Source organism: Aldersonia kunmingensis (genome assembly GCF_001646865.1).
Lineage (GTDB): Bacteria > Actinomycetota > Actinomycetes > Mycobacteriales > Mycobacteriaceae > Aldersonia > Aldersonia kunmingensis.
In genome coordinates this window covers 1-15,478 of the sequence record NZ_LRRB01000178.1, presented here as the reverse complement: position 1 = coordinate 15,478, position 15,478 = coordinate 1, and the positions used below count along the sequence as shown (strand labels likewise).

The following is a 15,478-nucleotide window of genomic DNA, read 5'->3' as shown; positions in this document are numbered from 1 at the left end:
GAAAGCGGACAGGGCCTTCAACGACACGCGAACGGCTGTGGCCGACCCGAGCTTGGGGCGTCGATCGATCGATATCAGCCGCCTCTCCTCGGCAGTCATGGTCGACATCGCCATGTCCGCCATCGCGCGGATGCTGAACATTGCGGGCGTTTTGTAGTAGAACGGCATGTCACCGAAAACCGTTCCGCGAGGGTACGTCCCACGACTGAACGGTTCGAGGATGTCGCGCGCCTGCAGCCCGGCGTTGAACTTCACGCGAGCGTGGGCAAGAAAGTCGACGGACTCGCCGAATGTGTCAGGCATGTGGGCCGGGTCAACGCCCAGTAGCGCGGCCGGCACTTTCTGCTCGCGGACGAATTGGTCCCGCTTACTTCCGGAGAGCTCTCCATAGATCGCCTCATAGGTCGCGCGGAAGGAATCCACCAACATCACCTGCGTCAGCGTCAATTCGTACTCGGCGTGCGCTCGGTATGCCTGATCCGTCATCGGCTCGGTACCGGTGATCCGTGTGTGCGTGCGTCGCACCATCGCGCTGAACCGCTCGGCGTCCGCCGTGGTCCCGTAGGTCGCGCCGTACGTGTACATCGCGACGCGCCGGAACCGCATGATGGGATCGTCGCCGAAGCTGTCGTGATCGACCGCGGCGGCAGCGAAATCGGGGTGGAGAGTCAGGAGCATCGCTTCACGCAGCAGCCCGACGAGGAATACAGTGGGGTCTTCGAAAATGGTCCAGGAGACCGACCCCGGGCCGAGCGCCCACTCTGCCGCATCTGGTGCGCCGTCTTCCGTCGCCGGGATGGGCTTTGCGATTCGCCGGGGGTCTGCCTTTGCACTGGTCATGGTGCTCCAATCGTCGTGACGTGTTCGATGTTCTCGGTTGTTCGTGGATCTCAGTAGACGGTGGGCGCGCTACCGCCGCCGTCCACCGGAACCCTCGCGCCGGTGATGTATCCAGCTGCCGGACTGACCAAGAAGCTGATGACCGACGCAATATCCTCGGGCGTGCACACCCGACCGAAGGGACTCGAGGCGGCCGCGAGCGACATGGTCGAATCGTTATCGTGTGCGCCCACCAGTCGTCGACCCATGTCCGTGGCAACCAGACCGGGCGCCACGATGTTCACGTGCACGCCGTGTTCTCTTTCTTCGCGGGCAAGCACACGACAGGCGGATTCCATCGCAGCTTTCGCCATGGCGTAGGGCGCAGTCTGTGGAGGGTGGCTGTCTGTGATCGCGCTCGACACGACCACGATGTCGCTGCGATCCTTCGACCGCATCGCTGGAAGTAGCTGCTGGATCACCGCGATCGGCGCCCATGCGTGGACGGTCATCAGTCGATCGAATTCCTCTAGCGAGCTGTCGGCCAACGAGTCACCGCGACTGGCGATTCCGGCGTTGCTGACGAAGAGGTCGATTTCTCCGAGGTCGGCGACAACGCTCGCGACGAGAGCCGATGCACCTTCTTTGTCTCGCGCGTCGAATCGCACCGCGGTTGCCGCGACGCCCGCACTGCGGAGGGACTGGAGTACCTGATCGGCGTCTTCTGCTCGACGGTTATAAGTGATCGCCACATCGGCGCCTAGACGGGCCAGTTCGGTCGCAACTCCAGCACCCACTCCTCGAGAGCCGCCCGTGACTAGTGCGGTTCTGCCGCTCAGGGGTTGCTCGCCGGACCGTGTGGCCTTGGTCTCGAGGTGGCGTACGGTCACCGCCCGACCTCCCGCTGCAGTGTCTGCGCGTGTCGCTCACCCTCGGCTGCGAGTTGCGCGAGCAGCAGTCGGATGACAGTCGACATCCCTGCTTTGAGCACCCGTCCGGTCATTGGAACACGCGGTTCGAAATCGACCGACCACACGACCCGAGTACTTCCATCAGGTGCCGCGGTGAACTCAATTTTTCCTCGGTAGCGACTGAACATGCGGGGGGTGAGGACGGTATAGGTCTGGTGACTCGTCGGATCCCAATCCGTGACCAACTCGCGAATCCATACTGGCGCCAGTCCCACTCGTCTGATCGAACCGATACCGCTGGTGCTGTGCGCCCCCCACCTCTCGCAGCGTGACTGAGCGATGACGGGTCGGGTCCACCGACTCCACCTTTCGGAATCCGCGATCAATTCGGCGATTGCGTTCGGGGAAGCCGAGGTGATGGCGGAATGAGAGAAATCCTGAGTGGTACTCATCGCACGCCTCCTCTGCGCCACGAGAAGCGGCTGCGGGTCATCAACTTCAGGATCGGAATGGTCATCGGTGCACGTTCGAGAAGCATCCCGTTAAGCCCTGGGAGCTCGACCCGCTTCGTCGCGACCGACTTCGTGCGACTGAACTCCAAAAGTCCCTCTGCTCCATGGATTCGGCCAGATCCACTGGCGCCGACCCCGCCGAATGGGAGCGCCGGAATGCTCACGAAGGCAAGGACCGAGTTCACGGACACCATTCCGCACCGAAGGCGATCAGCGATGAGCTGTCCGTGCGACTGTGAGAACACCGCTGCACCGAGCCCGAACGGGGTGCCGTTCGCCCGGTCGACGGCCTCGTCGATGGACTCGACGACCTTCACGGTGAGTGTCGGGCCGAAGGTTTCCTCCTGGACGGCTGGTCCGTCCTCGTCAGCATCGATCAGCAGCACCGGGTCGATCATGCGACCGCGGATTCGATCGACGCCACCCAGTGGCGCCCGCGCTCCCGACGCCACTGCCTCAGAGACATGTCGCCGTACGATGTCGGCCTGATTCTCAAGTGTCATGGGCCCGTACGTGGAGTCGGAGCTCCCTGCGCGCGCGGTCGCGAGACGTCGGGTGAGCGTCTCGATGAACTTTCGGGAGATCGAGCGGTCGACGTACACCCGCTCCACGCCTACGCAGGTCTGCCCACCATTGCTGAATCCGCCCCATGCGGCCGCATCGGCTGCCTTCTCCACGTCGGCGTCTGCCGCCACGATGAGCGCATCCTTACCGCCGCACTCCATCACCACAGGTGTGAAGCTGCGCGCGCAGGCCTGACCGATGATGCGACCGGTCCGGGGTGACCCGGTGAACTCGAGCTTGTCGATCCCAGAATCGACGAGAGCCGCACCGGTGTCGCCCAGTCCGGTTAGCAGCGAGAGGACCCCCGGATCCAGGCCGGGATTGGCACGGTGGAACGCCGCGACCAACTCCTGTCCCACCGCCGTCGCATACTCGCTGGGCTTCAGGACTACCGCGTTGCCGGCCGCCAGGGCGGACGCGATCGGTGCGATCGGTGCGAACAGTGGGTAGTTCCATGGACTGATGACACCGACGACGCCGTAGGGTTCGTAACGCACCCGAGCTTGATAGTTGGCCATGAGCGGACCACTCGACACCCGACGCGTAGACAACACGCGGTGTGCGTTACGTGCGGCCCACCCGATGTGTTCGAGGGCGATAACCAACTCCATGTACGCATCGTCGCGTGGCTTGCCGTTTTCGCGGTGAATGAGATCGACGAGATTGTCAGAGGCCCTGGACAACTCGCCGGCCCATGCCAGCAGCGCTCGTCGTCGCACGGAGAAGCCGCCTGCCGCCCACAGCGCCGAGGCGTCGCGTGCTGTCGAAACCACCTCGGCAACGCTTTCAGCTCCCATATTCGTGAACTTCGCGACCTCGGTGCCCGTTGCGGGTTCGACAGAGGCGAATACCTCCGCGGGGCGAGCTCTGCCGTTGAGATCCGCCGTCATCGGACGGCCTTCGAAGGTGCGTACAGGTCCTCAATCACCGATGCGTACTTGTCCGCGATGGGGCGGCGGCGCAGCTTCATCGTCGGCGTCAGTTCGGTACCACCTGGCATCCAGATGTCTGCGATCACGCTGTGGCGCTTGACCTGCTCGATGCGGGCTAGCTGCGCGTTTGCGCGCGCGATCGCTGCATCGATCTCCGCGACGACGTCCGGGTGCTCTGCCACACCGCGCAGATCCACTGCTTCGACTCCGAGGATGGCCGCCTTGGCCGCGGCAACCTCCGGATCGAGCACAATAAGCGCGGTGATGAACGGTCGTGAGTCACCGATCGCCACGACGGAGCCAACGAGTGAACTCTCACCCTTGATCGTCGCCTCGACACGCTGAGGTGAGATGTTCTTTCCCGAAGCAGTGACGATCAGCTCCTTCTTCCGATCGACAATGCGCAAGTACCCGTCAGCGAGCTCGCCGATGTCTCCGGTGTGCAGCCAACCATCGCCGTCGATCGTCTCGGCGGTGCGCTGCGGGTCGCCGTGGTAACCGCGCATCAGGATCGGCCCTCTGACGAGTACCTCACCGTCCTCGGCGATAGCGATCTCGACCCCACGTAGCGGTTTGCCGACGCTGCCCGCCCGCTGCTCGCCGATCGGGTTGATTGTCGCAACCGCGCCAAGCTCGGTCATCCCCCACACCTCGACGATGTCGAGTCCCAAGGCCTCCATGAATAGCAGGACATGCGGCGGCGTCGGTGCGGCGCCGACCATCAGCCACCGGAGATTCGTAAGCCCGAGCGCAGCTAGAATTCCGTCGAGGACCGGCTTCGCCTTCGGGTAGGCCTCGGCCAACTCACTCGGGAGTTCGGCTGATTCACGCCGGGCGAGTACCACCTTCTGACCGATTTCCAAAGCCCACGAGATCGCCTGTTGTTTCTGCTCATCCGGCTCCGCAGCGAACTTCGCAGACAACGCTGCGACGATCTTTTCCAGCACACGTGGCACGGTTCCCCAGATGTGCGGCTGGATCGTCTGCAGCCCAGGCACGAGCTGCTGCACATCGGCAATACAGACGACGTCCAGCGCGAAAGCGATTCCGTTGTAGTGCGTACCCCAGCGCTGCGCGGCATGCGCCATCGGCATGGCCGAAGGCACTCGATCACCGGCTCGCATCTCGAGCAACTCGGCGGCGAGGTAGACCTCGGCGAGCATCGAGCGGTGAGTCAGCTCGACGCCTTTTGGCGTACCCGTCGTCCCGGAGGTGTAGATAAGCGTCAACACGTCGGTGGCATCGACTGCCTTCCACGTACTCTCGAAATCAAAGCTCTCGGGTCGGTCCAGGTCTGCGAGAGCGAGATGTCCCTCGCCGGCAACGCCGGTGGACACCAGCGGAATTCGTCCCGCCGTGGCCTCGGTCAGGGTCGGCAGGAACTTCGATTCACACACCGCGACCTTGGGTGCGCAGTTGCCGATAATGTGCTTGATGTCCCTGGCGGGCGCGGTGTTGTAGACCGAGCACGTCGCTGCGCCGAGATGGACAGCCGCCAGGTCGACGATGTGGAAGTCGGGTCGGTTCTCGAACATGAGGAGGACCGTGTCGCCGCGGCGAACTCCGAGCCCATATAGTGCCGCCGCAACATCGCGTACTGCTTTCTGGTACTCGGCGTAGGTGTAAGACTCTGACCCATCCGGCGTGCTCAGCGCACGTTGCTCCCCATGCTTCCGGACAGTCTGGTCGAAAACGCTGCAGATGGTGTCCGCGGCTGCGTTCTGGGCGTCGGGCATCGGTTGTGCACTCTCTTCCTCTGCTGGCGACTCTGCGCCGATGGGGGTCTCGACGGCCGCCTCAATCGGCTGTCGGTCGAACTCCGCGGGGGCGAATCGGGCAGTCGCGCGTGCATATGCAAGGTGAGACGCCGGCCACATAGCCGTGACCTTGCCGTTCTCGTTCGTGTACCAGCCAGGACATCCATCGGTGAAGACCGTTTGATGCATCTTCTCGTCCAGCCACTTCTGGAAAGCGCTATTGGTCGCGTGACTGACTGAAAGCCATTGCAGGCCCGTGTCTTCCCGATGCTCGAGCGCCTGACGGATATAGGCCGCCTGTCGCTCCAGGAGGAAGACAATCGTGTTCGTGATGCTGTTCGTGTTGGGTCCGAAGAGCATGAAGAAATTCGGGAAGTCGGGAACGGTCATCCCCAGATAGGCCGTCGCCCCACTCGACCATGCGCGATGCAAGTCCACCCCACCACGACCGGTGATCGAAATTGGTACGAGGAACTCACTTGCCTTAAATCCGGTGCACCAGATGATGACATCGGCGTCTATGTGGCGACCATCGGAGGTGATGACGCCGTCGGCGTCGACCTCAGTGACAGCGGACCCCACCAAGTGGACATCGTCTCGACCCAGCGTCGGATACCAATCGTTGGAGAGCAGCAGTCGATTGCACATAAGCTTGTATCTGGGGATGGCAGCTTCGACCTCGTCAGGAATGCTGAGGTTCTTTTTGATAGTGCGGATCAGCCACCACTGAGAAAGCAGCCGTACCGGATTGGCAAGACGCAGCACGAGCGGGTACCGCGACTCATACGCCAAGAAGAGAATGTTGTGGTGCAAGGTCCGGAGACGTTGCGAGCGGCGCATGAGCGCGGTCTGCAGTCGGCCAGGGCGGCGGCGACTCTTCCACATCACCCAGTTGGGCGAGCGCTGGACCACGGTGAGGTCGGCGACTTGGTCGGCGATCGCGGGAACTACCTGCACCGCGCTGGCCCCGCTGCCGACCACGACGACCTTCTTGCCGGCGATGTCCACGTCGTGCTGCCACAGCGCTGAGTGAAACGACTCGCCGGCGAACGTCTCCAGGCCCGTGACGGTCGGCATCTTGGGCCGACTGAGCTGACCTGTGGCCATAATGACGATGTCGAAGATCTCCGGGGGGCCACCGGCCACGCCTAATGTCCACCGACCGTCGTCGTCGTCGAACTCAGCGGACGTGATCTCCGTCCGGAACCTGATGTGCTTTGTAATGCCAAACTCGTCGGCGACAGAATCCAAGTACCTGCGGATCTCATCCTGCTTGCCGAACAGTGCGGACCAGTCGGGCTTAAGAGCGTACGAGAACGAATAGATCGCAGAGGGCACGTCACACTCGGCGCCCGGATACGTGTTGTCCCGCCACACTCCGCCGACCGCGTCCGCCCGCTCGAACAAGGTGATGTCGTCAAACCCCGCCCGCTTCAATTCGATCGCGGCCGCAAGGCCGCCGAATCCGGTGCCAACGATCGCGATGGTCGAAGACACCCCGAGTTGAGACATCACCGGTGGTCGTGCTCGGCGAGTTCGAATCAGAGACATCAGGCGTTCCGTTTCCTTCGGCTGGGGGGCAAGTTCCGCTCCGACAGCCAGAGAGCTGCGCCGAAGACGACTCGCACCCGACTTGGATGACGGGATCGGAGGTAATGAACCTCCTCCTGTTATCCACTATGGCGCCGATCACGCACAAATGTCAAGATTGCGTAGTCACTGATGATTTTTGCTGGGCATTGATGCGTTCAAGGCGCATAATAGTGACATCTGCACATCGCTGGGTGCTTGAAGCAACACGAGGACCTCGCAGTTGGTTATCGTGATCAGTCGTGACCTCAAAGGAGGCCCTGCAGTGACACAATCGGCCGCGGACCGCGCGCGAATAGTTCCCCCAGTGCTACCGGACCGGCTCCGAGACCGTACGACTCCAACCGTCGAGGCGGGCTACCCCAACAGCGTTCACGGACCATCTGCAATCGCCGACTCCGTCGACCGAATGCTTATCGGACAACTCTTGGAGAACTGCCGCGCCACGAACCGAGAACTGGCACACAGTGCCGGTATCAGTGAATCCGCCGTCAGCATCCGCCTGAAGAAGTTGATGTCCGTCGGGAGTCTGGTCTTCACCGCGCTGATCGACTGGGAGATGGCGGGTTTCGAATGGTTCGTGATCGCCCGCATACGGACACAGGGAGCTCCCACCCAGGTCGCTGAGCGCGTCGGTCAGCTGGAGAATTGCGAAGCTGCAGCAGTGGTACTCGGCTCTTATGACATCGTGGCCTATTTTCTAGTCCACGATCGCGAGGAACTGCACTCGCTCGTCAACGACGAGTTGCCGGCGATCGACGGTATCGGCGAGATCGCTCTCGACCTCTCCAGCGAGACTGCAATCACCGACCATGGCAGACAATTCTTTATGGCGCGAAACGTCCCACCGATTCGGCTGCCGGCACCGCGTATCGACGTCGACGAACTCGATGTTCAGATCATGCAGGCGCTCGTATCCGACAGTCGTCAGTCGTCTCGTGCTATCGGACGTGACCTCGGGGTTGCCGAGGGCACCATCCGAACACGGATGAACCGGCTCGACGCCACCGGCCTCTGCCGTGTGGTCGCCATGGCCGAACCGATCTCGCTGGGATTGGCAGGCATCGTCGCCACTATTGCCATGTCGGTGGACCGGACGAAATTAAAGTCCATCCAGGAGACGGCCACCGCCATACCGGAAACGGTATTCTTCGCGACAACAGTGGGGTCGGCAGATGTGGTGCTTACAGTAACGGCCAACGACAATCAGCACCTGGTTGAGCTTGTCGCCGACCGAATCCGCTCGATACCGGGCGTTCTGACCACCGATACACTCCCGATGGTCAATGTCGTCCGTTTCAGCCCCTATATGAAACGACTGCCGTGAATACCCTATTCGAAACCAATACGCCGGCGGTAGGTGCTGCGCGCGTCCTGATCCGCAAAGCTGGCATTCTCGCCGCCCATGCGTAAATTCAATGTCTCTGCAACGCGCAGCGGCAGAATTCGCTGAGCAGACATGAGCGCGCCGGCCAGGCGCGGAACGTAGACACGGGGTCGCGACCTACCACCCGCCACCGTTGCGACGACAGCCCTCGCAACGTCCTCCGACTCGACGTGCTTGACGATCGTGAGCCTCCTGGAAGTACCCGGGATCGCAAGCGATACCGAACCGTCCAGTCCCGCAACCAACTCCGTGTTTACGGCGCCCGGAAGAATCGAGGAAACCGCGACGCCACTGGCTCGGTGCTCCAACCGAGCCGCGTCGGTGAAAGTTAGCGCCGCCGCCTTACTTGCGTTGTACGTCGCCATTCCGGGAAGGGCGACCTGCCCCATCGTCGAACAGATGTTAACGATGTGCCCCGTGCGCCGCGGAATCATCTGCTGAAGAGCCAGCTTCGTACCGACGATGACGCCGAAAACGTCGACGTCGAGTGCACGCCGGCTGAGCGCATCGTCCTCGTCGACCAACGCTCCGACCGGCATGATGCCCGCATTGTTGACCAGTGCGTCCATCGGCCCAAGTTGCTCGGTCACAGTATCGATGAAGCGGCGAAAAGACTCCGGATTCGTCACGTCGAGCGTCGAATAGCAGGGTACGCCAAGTTCCGCGGCGGCGACTTTCAGCTGCTCGTCGTTTATTGCGCCGATCGCAACCTTCGCGCCATTCCGTATGAACTCTCGGGCGATTGCAAATCCAATCCCGCGCGATCCGCCGGTGATCGCGATGACTCGGCCTCTCAGAGTGTGTGCCATTACTGGTTCCTATCGAATTCGTCAGATCATCGGGTGGGCGAGGAGGCTTAACATTCGGTGGCGGCAGAACACAAGTCTGACAACTCAGCGAACGCCCGCTCGAAGTATTGCCGAATTCGACCGACGTCTGAGATGACGTCGCTGCACGTGGTCAATGCGACCTCGAGTCGGTCACCGTACGACAGCGACACGATGTTCAATGCCTGCCCGTCGTACAAGACGGTCATCGCGTGAAGATCTGTCAGTTCGGCACCGCGCAGATATAGCTGTTCGCGCGGACCGGGAACATTGGAAATCGGAACATTGAAGAATGGGCGCCTACGGCCACTCAGTCTCAGGATACGCTGCACCAGAATAGGACTCGTCACGAGAAGGGTGTAGACCGTCAGCGCGACGCCGCGGATCTCGCCGAGACGGGACTTCATCGATCGACTAGCGTCCGAGATCGCGAGGAGACGTTGCTTCGGATTTGCGATGTCCGTTCGAAGGTCCATCATTGCCCACGTGATTGCGTTTCCGGAGCTCCTCAGGCCACCGTTTCCTCGAACGGAAACAGGGATATTCGTGATCAACGATCTATCCGGGACGCGGCCCAGTTCCGTCAGGTATTCACGCAGCGCCGACGCGCACACAGTCAGCAGCACGTCGTTGATGGTGCTGTCGGAGGCCTGGGCGACAGCACGAAAGTCGTTCATACAGAACGATAGTGTGGCGATTTGACGGTTCGCGGTGATTTTATCGTTGAAAGCCGTCACAGGCGCCGACCAAGGCTTTGCTGACACACCGGTCGCGGCGAAACCGACCGCTCTGAACGCACGGCCCGCCGCTGCCGCACCACGGCGAATTTCGCGACCGTAGCTTCGGTGCGCGTCTGGGTACACCAGCCGCAGCTTGCGATCGAACTCCGTAGTCCGTGTGGCGAGCTTCCGCTGGCGCGCGGGATCAACAGCCCACGCGGGCCGCTTTCCCACATCTGCATGATCCGTGGAAAACCACTGCTGCAACAGCGCAACTCCACCTATCCCGTCGACGATGGAATGGTGCAGCTTCCCGAACAACGCAAACCGCCCGGGCTCGAACCCGTCGATTACGTACAGTGCCCACAACGGTTTCGATCGATCGAGTGGCACGCTATGCAGACGCGAAACATATTCGAGCAGTTCTTGCGAATTCTCCGAGCGGGGTATTGTGACGTGTTGAATGTGATATTCGGTATCAAGCGTCGTCACATGCTCCCACCGGGGCCACATACGCGCGAGAGTCGACGTGGCCAATCGACGATCGTAAGGATCAGTTGGAGTCTCGTACGTCCGCAGGTCCGCTACCAGGCGGTTCGTGAAAACGTTGTCATCATCGGTTGGGACGCGGAACATGCCTAAAACCGATGCGTGCATTAGATTTGTTTTCGACTCGAGCCAGAGCCACCCAGCATCGAGTGGATGAAGCAGATCGACGTCCCCATTTGCGCGTTCCATTAAAGCTCCTTCGAGTGAGTAATCATGATTGAAGTAATTTCACCAAGAAGACAGCTGGAACTTCGTTGTTTCACTGCCCGAGCAACGATGCCGCTCGATAAATTACACATGGATTCCCACACGTAATTTGCACTTAGTCAGTCTCTCGCTAGCACACCTGCACTTCCGAGATTGGCGTCAAGGGGCGTGCCCGGCGTCAACGCCTCCGTGGTCGTGAGCGCTCGAGATTTGACGGCGTTACTGAACCATCCCGCACCGCAACAGAGTTCACGTTCAGGCAGCGCGTTCCCAAGCATCGTTCACCACACTTAGCCACCAACCCTCCGGCCAACGAGTGCACAACGCGCCTGCCGGCGATCATGTGAGCCTCGGGACTCAGTGCTCGCGAAGCGAACGATCCACCGTGCCCAGCGCATCGACATCGCCCGACGAACTGACCTGACCGAACCCGTGATCGTACTTGGCCGAGTCGAACCGTCGAGTTTTCCGCGCGTACGTGAGGTGGGACATCGGCCACATCGCAGTGACCTTACCTTCGCTGTTCGTATACCAACCCGGGCACGAATCCGTGAATACGGTCTCGTTCAACTTTTCCTGCAACCACTCCTGAAACTGCTCGTGCTCAAGGGATTTCAGATCGAACCATCCTCCACCGGCACAAACGATCTGTTGGAGGCCCCTCCGCACGTACGCTGCCTGACGTTCGAGCAAGAACACAATCGAATTCGTGATGCTGTTGGTGTTCGGTCCGAACATCATGAACATGTTGGGAAATCCGGGGACCGTTATTCCGAGGTATGCCTCCGCACCGTGCCTCCAAACATCATTCAGCTCGATACCTCCACGTCCGGAGATGCGGATCGGCCCAAGGAATTCGCTCGCTTTGAAGCCAGTGCACCACACGATGACATCGCCTTCGATGAAGCGCCCGTCCGCGGTAATAAGTCCGTCCTCGACCACACGGTCGACCGCGGATCCGACCAAATGAACGTGCTGCTTCGCTAGCGTTGGATACCAGTCGTTCGACAGCAGCAGTCGGTTACACAGCATGGTGTAGTCGGGGGTCGCGGCACGCACTACCTTTGGATCCTTTAGGTGCGCTCGTATGACGCGCCGGTACCACCACTCCGAGGCGAGCCGGATCAACTTAGCTCTACGAGACACCAGCGGCCATCGGAATTCGTATCCGACAAACAGCAGGATGTGATGCGCCTTCCGCATCGCGCGTGACTTCTCGAGAACGAATCGCGCTATCGGGCCGTGGACACGCTTGCTCTTCCGGATTACCCAGTTCGGGGAGCGCTGCACGACAGTAAGTTCCGACACCTGGTCGGCAATTGCGGGAACGATCTGAATAGCGCTGGCACCGCTGCCCACGACGATCACCCGCTTGCCGGTCAAATCTACGGAATGATCCCATTCGGCAGAATGAAACGCCGGGCCTGCAAACCTGTCGATGCCCGTGACCGACGGGATCTTTGGTCGGCTGAGTTGGCCAGTCGCCATCACCAAGGCGTCGGCGTGAACAATCTCACCTGAATTTAGCTCGATCCGCCATATCGCGTCGACCTCGTCGAATTTCGCGGCAACAACCTCACAGTTGAAGCGAATGTGCTGCCGGAGGTCGAACTCGTCGGCGACCTGCTCGAGGTACCGCTGAATTTCACCTTGCCTGCCGAACAGCGAAGACCAGTCGGGCTTCAAAGCGTACGAGAACGAATAGATGGGTGACGGAACGTCACATGCCGCACCAGGGTATTGGTTGTCGCGCCAAACACCCCCGACAGACTCCGCACGCTCGAACATCTGAAGGTTCGTGAATCCATGTCGTCTCAGCTCGATAGCCGCCGCGAGTCCACCGAACCCCGTCCCGACGATCACAACCGATAGTCGCTGGTTACTACCGCTTCGTAGCGTTCCTCGCATCTAATCAACCTTCAATTCGCCACGTCCGGCAATTTTCGACCACAGCTCCCCGACCCATCACGGGGTCCCCTGGACGCACTCGCCCTGCGGCTGGCCTAATCGACGACAGCGCACTGTTCGACTCGATCATCGACGCCATCTAACAGCGACCTCCTTGGACCCGCACCTGAGCAAGACAATCAGTCATGTTCGACATTTTATACGCAGAGTATGTCATTTGTGCCTATATTGGTCAACTATGCGTAGTCATTCACTCTCACGTCCGCGCGTCTATCGCAGAGATTTCATCAATAGAAGGGGCGCATTCACCACGCGACGCCAGGGTCCGACTTCCAGGACCGCACCTACGGCGTCTGCGATACTCGCAATATGACGAGCGATGATGCGGGCAACCAGGACGCGTCGTCTCGCGCGGACGGTGTCGCCACACCCCCCCTTGCGCCCACAGGGCCTCTCGACGATCTCGACCGCACGCTTGTCGAGAGACTTCGCGTTGACGGCCGCGAAACGAATCGTGCGCTCGCCCAGGCATTGAACGTCAACGAGGTCACTGTCGCGGCGCGAATCCGACGCATGGAGCAGAACGCGATCATGCGAGTAGTCGCCGTAACTGACCTGCGAATATTTGGACACAGGGAGTTCGCCTTCGCGTTTCTCAACGTGAGCGAAAGGTCCGCCCTCGCGGTCGGGGCCGATGTCGCGAGCCTTCCTGAGGTCGTCGCGGTGACGATCTCGACTGGCCGGCACGATGTGATAGCACCCATTCTCGCGCGCGACAGAGCACACTTGGCACAGCTGTTCGGTGAAGCCCTGCCCAAGATTCCCGGAGTAGACGAGGTTCGGGGGCACAGCGCCCTGGACGTTTTGAAGTTCGACTCGAAGTGGACGCTCCTGTCGGTCGATCCGGGCTCGATGCCCGACGCTGTGCCGAGCGATACAGTCGATGAACTGGACATCGCAATCATCCATAAGCTGCAGGCCGACGCGCGACGAAGCAATCGCAGCATTGCGGGCGAGTTGGATGTATCCGAAGGAACAGTTCGCACACGAATCCGACGACTACTCAGTGACAATGTCATTCGTATTCAAGCGGTTTCGGATGTAGTTGCATTCGGCATGGGCGCGCACGCGTATGTCGGTATCAAGACGCAGGACGGACGCGCAGGTGAAGTCGCATCCGCTCTCGTCGCGCGCGAAGAGGTCGTGCAACTCAGCCGCACGCTTGGCGAATTCGACTTCATCGCGGTCGTCGTCGCGGACAGCCGCGAACGACTAATCACCAACCTGGTCAGGGATATTTCCCAGATCCCGGGACTTCGACGTACCGAAACGTTCGAAACCTATGCCACAACGAAACACACCTACGCGTGGTCGTGGCTCGTGTAGCCCATCTGTCCAGAACCCCGGCAAATCTGTCATCAATCCCGACGCGTGCGGTCGGTAGCACGTTTCGCGTCGATAATCGCTGACGGTTCGCCCCCATCATGGCTTGCCCTCGCTGTGCCACCTTCGAATCCGCTGCGACGTCGAGTGTCACCGCGATAGCCGCCTCGACGAAGGCAATTGGCGCCTCTGGCCCAATTGCCTTCGCGTCATCAGCAGCCGCTTCGCGTTGAGAGAAAGCCCAGATCTACTCGAGATCGTTCAGGCCGCCATCGACCGGCAGGAGAGCGCCGGTGACGTACCGGGCGTCGTCACTGCACAGAAAGGCGACCGCAGGAGCGATATCGCGCTCGGGGTCGCCGGCGTAGCCAAGAGCGTTGCGGCGCGTGCCGACCGCCGCGAAGGGGTCCGTATCCGGCGGCAGGGTGGCGAGTAGCCCGGCCCAGGCGTCCGACATACCCATCGGCATAACGCAGTTGGCGGTAATCCCGTACTTTCCCCACTCGTTCGCGGCAACGCGGACAAGCCCGACCAGCGCAGTCTTGGTCGCAGCGTAACCGCCGGCCCCCTTGACCCCTCGCCAGCCCCCAATCGAGCTCATCGCGACGATGCGCCCACCGTGGTCTTTCATGTACGGGAACGCAGCACGCATCATATGATAAGTCGCCGACACGCCCGCACTTAGAGCCTCGTCCCAGTGTGTGTCGCCGTAGTCTTCGAGCGGCACCGGGTGCGGTATCGCCGCCGCATTGCACACAAGGATGTCGATACGGCCGAAGAGCGCCGCGGCTTCCTCGGTGAAGGCTTGCACCTGTTCCTTGTCGCTGACATCGACCGCCCGTGCCAGCACCGTGGCACCCCGCGCGCGGAGTTCCTCGGCGGTCGTCTCCAACGCGTCGAGCCCACGCGCACAAATCGCCAGGGTTGCCCCATCGCTCGCGAATCGTTGGGCGATGCCCTTGCCCAGTCCTTTGCTTGCGCCGGTGATGATCGCGACCCGGCCGTCGAACTTGCCCATAGTCATTCCTTCTTGCTTGTGCGTCCGTGTAGGGAATCGAACCGATGATGCGATGTGCTAGTCACCCGCCTTCGTCTCATCAACTGGCGACGGTCCGGCGAAGCTAGTCGGCTGCGTCAGAGAAGTAAGAGAACTCCGCGGGCAAGATGACTCCGAGGCGGACACGTGAACCTTCGGCACCGCGAGGATGAGCGGGGTGCTTCGCAGCACGTTCCGATGAGGCTACGAACCCCCTACGTGGCGAACCATGTTCATGGAGGGCACGTTCTTGTCCGAAGCGGACACGTCTCGGGCCGACGCAAGTCGTAGACGCCGCCCTCCCCTTCCCGACAGTGTTAGAACCTCCGGCAGCCGACGTGAACCATCGCAACCCTCGGCGGGACGACTGAGTGCTT

Annotated in this window: 11 protein-coding genes and 1 pseudogene; 3 read left to right on the top strand and 9 right to left on the bottom strand. The window is 61.2% G+C overall.

Annotated elements, in window-relative coordinates; translation table 11 throughout:
• From A8G08_RS13275 to A8G08_RS27160, 5 genes are all read right to left on the bottom strand, one after another.
• On the bottom strand, nucleotides 1–840 hold an 840-nt coding region (locus A8G08_RS13275), incomplete at its 3' end, for an oxygenase MpaB family protein (RefSeq protein WP_068274550.1).
• Nucleotides 841–890: 50 nt separating this feature from the next.
• Nucleotides 891–1,709 carry an SDR family NAD(P)-dependent oxidoreductase gene (locus tag A8G08_RS13270; RefSeq protein WP_281182145.1) on the bottom strand — a complete coding sequence of 273 codons (819 nt, stop codon included), beginning with the start codon at nucleotides 1,707–1,709 and terminating at the stop codon, nucleotides 891–893.
• Entirely contained in the window at nucleotides 1,706–2,182 is a 477-nt protein-coding gene (locus A8G08_RS28275; protein ID WP_084436180.1) for an SRPBCC family protein, read from the bottom strand. The genes A8G08_RS13270 and A8G08_RS28275 overlap by 4 nt, the downstream gene beginning before the upstream one ends.
• Nucleotides 2,179–3,696: an aldehyde dehydrogenase family protein gene (locus tag A8G08_RS13260; protein WP_068274544.1), complete on the bottom strand. Its 1,518-nt coding sequence runs from the start codon at nucleotides 3,694–3,696 to the stop codon at nucleotides 2,179–2,181. The genes A8G08_RS28275 and A8G08_RS13260 overlap by 4 nt, the downstream gene beginning before the upstream one ends.
• Nucleotides 3,693–6,992, bottom strand: a complete 3,300-nt coding sequence (locus tag A8G08_RS27160) for an AMP-binding protein (protein ID WP_222844266.1) — start codon at nucleotides 6,990–6,992, stop codon at nucleotides 3,693–3,695. Before A8G08_RS27160 ends, A8G08_RS13260 begins: the two co-directional genes overlap by 4 nt.
• Nucleotides 6,993–7,317: 325 nt before the next feature.
• Here A8G08_RS27160 and A8G08_RS13250 point away from each other — a divergent pair, with 325 nt between their 5' ends.
• On the top strand, nucleotides 7,318–8,412 hold the full coding sequence (locus tag A8G08_RS13250) for an Lrp/AsnC family transcriptional regulator (RefSeq protein ID WP_342669656.1): 1,095 nt from the start codon (nucleotides 7,318–7,320) through the stop codon (nucleotides 8,410–8,412).
• Nucleotides 8,413–8,417: 5 nt separating this feature from the next.
• On the opposite strand, the gene A8G08_RS13245 is transcribed toward A8G08_RS13250, so the two are convergent.
• The 3 genes from A8G08_RS13245 to A8G08_RS13235 all read right to left on the bottom strand — a co-directional run bounded on the left by A8G08_RS13245 (nucleotide 8,418) and on the right by A8G08_RS13235 (nucleotide 12,682).
• Complete coding sequence (locus A8G08_RS13245; protein ID WP_068274538.1) at nucleotides 8,418–9,281, bottom strand: SDR family oxidoreductase; 864 nt, start codon at nucleotides 9,279–9,281, stop codon at nucleotides 8,418–8,420.
• Between the two features lie 47 nt (nucleotides 9,282–9,328).
• Nucleotides 9,329–10,756: a wax ester/triacylglycerol synthase family O-acyltransferase gene (locus A8G08_RS13240; RefSeq protein WP_084436178.1), complete on the bottom strand. Its 1,428-nt coding sequence runs from the start codon at nucleotides 10,754–10,756 to the stop codon at nucleotides 9,329–9,331.
• 375 nt (nucleotides 10,757–11,131) lie between these two features.
• Complete coding sequence (locus tag A8G08_RS13235; RefSeq protein ID WP_068274533.1) at nucleotides 11,132–12,682, bottom strand: flavin-containing monooxygenase; 1,551 nt, start codon at nucleotides 12,680–12,682, stop codon at nucleotides 11,132–11,134.
• Between the two features lie 369 nt (nucleotides 12,683–13,051).
• On the opposite strand from A8G08_RS13235, the pseudogene A8G08_RS28485 reads away from it, so the two are divergent.
• Both A8G08_RS28485 and A8G08_RS13230 read left to right on the top strand, forming a co-directional pair.
• Nucleotides 13,052–13,252 (top strand): annotated as a pseudogene (locus A8G08_RS28485) (AsnC family transcriptional regulator); the annotation flags it as partial.
• A gap of 3 nt (nucleotides 13,253–13,255) precedes the next feature.
• Nucleotides 13,256–14,068 carry an Lrp/AsnC family transcriptional regulator gene (locus A8G08_RS13230; RefSeq protein WP_245672810.1) on the top strand — a complete coding sequence of 271 codons (813 nt, stop codon included), beginning with the start codon at nucleotides 13,256–13,258 and terminating at the stop codon, nucleotides 14,066–14,068.
• Between the two features lie 244 nt (nucleotides 14,069–14,312).
• On the opposite strand, the gene A8G08_RS13225 is transcribed toward A8G08_RS13230, so the two are convergent.
• Nucleotides 14,313–15,083: an SDR family NAD(P)-dependent oxidoreductase gene (locus A8G08_RS13225; RefSeq protein ID WP_169823306.1), complete on the bottom strand. Its 771-nt coding sequence runs from the start codon at nucleotides 15,081–15,083 to the stop codon at nucleotides 14,313–14,315.
• Nucleotides 15,084–15,478: the final 395 nt, after the last annotated feature.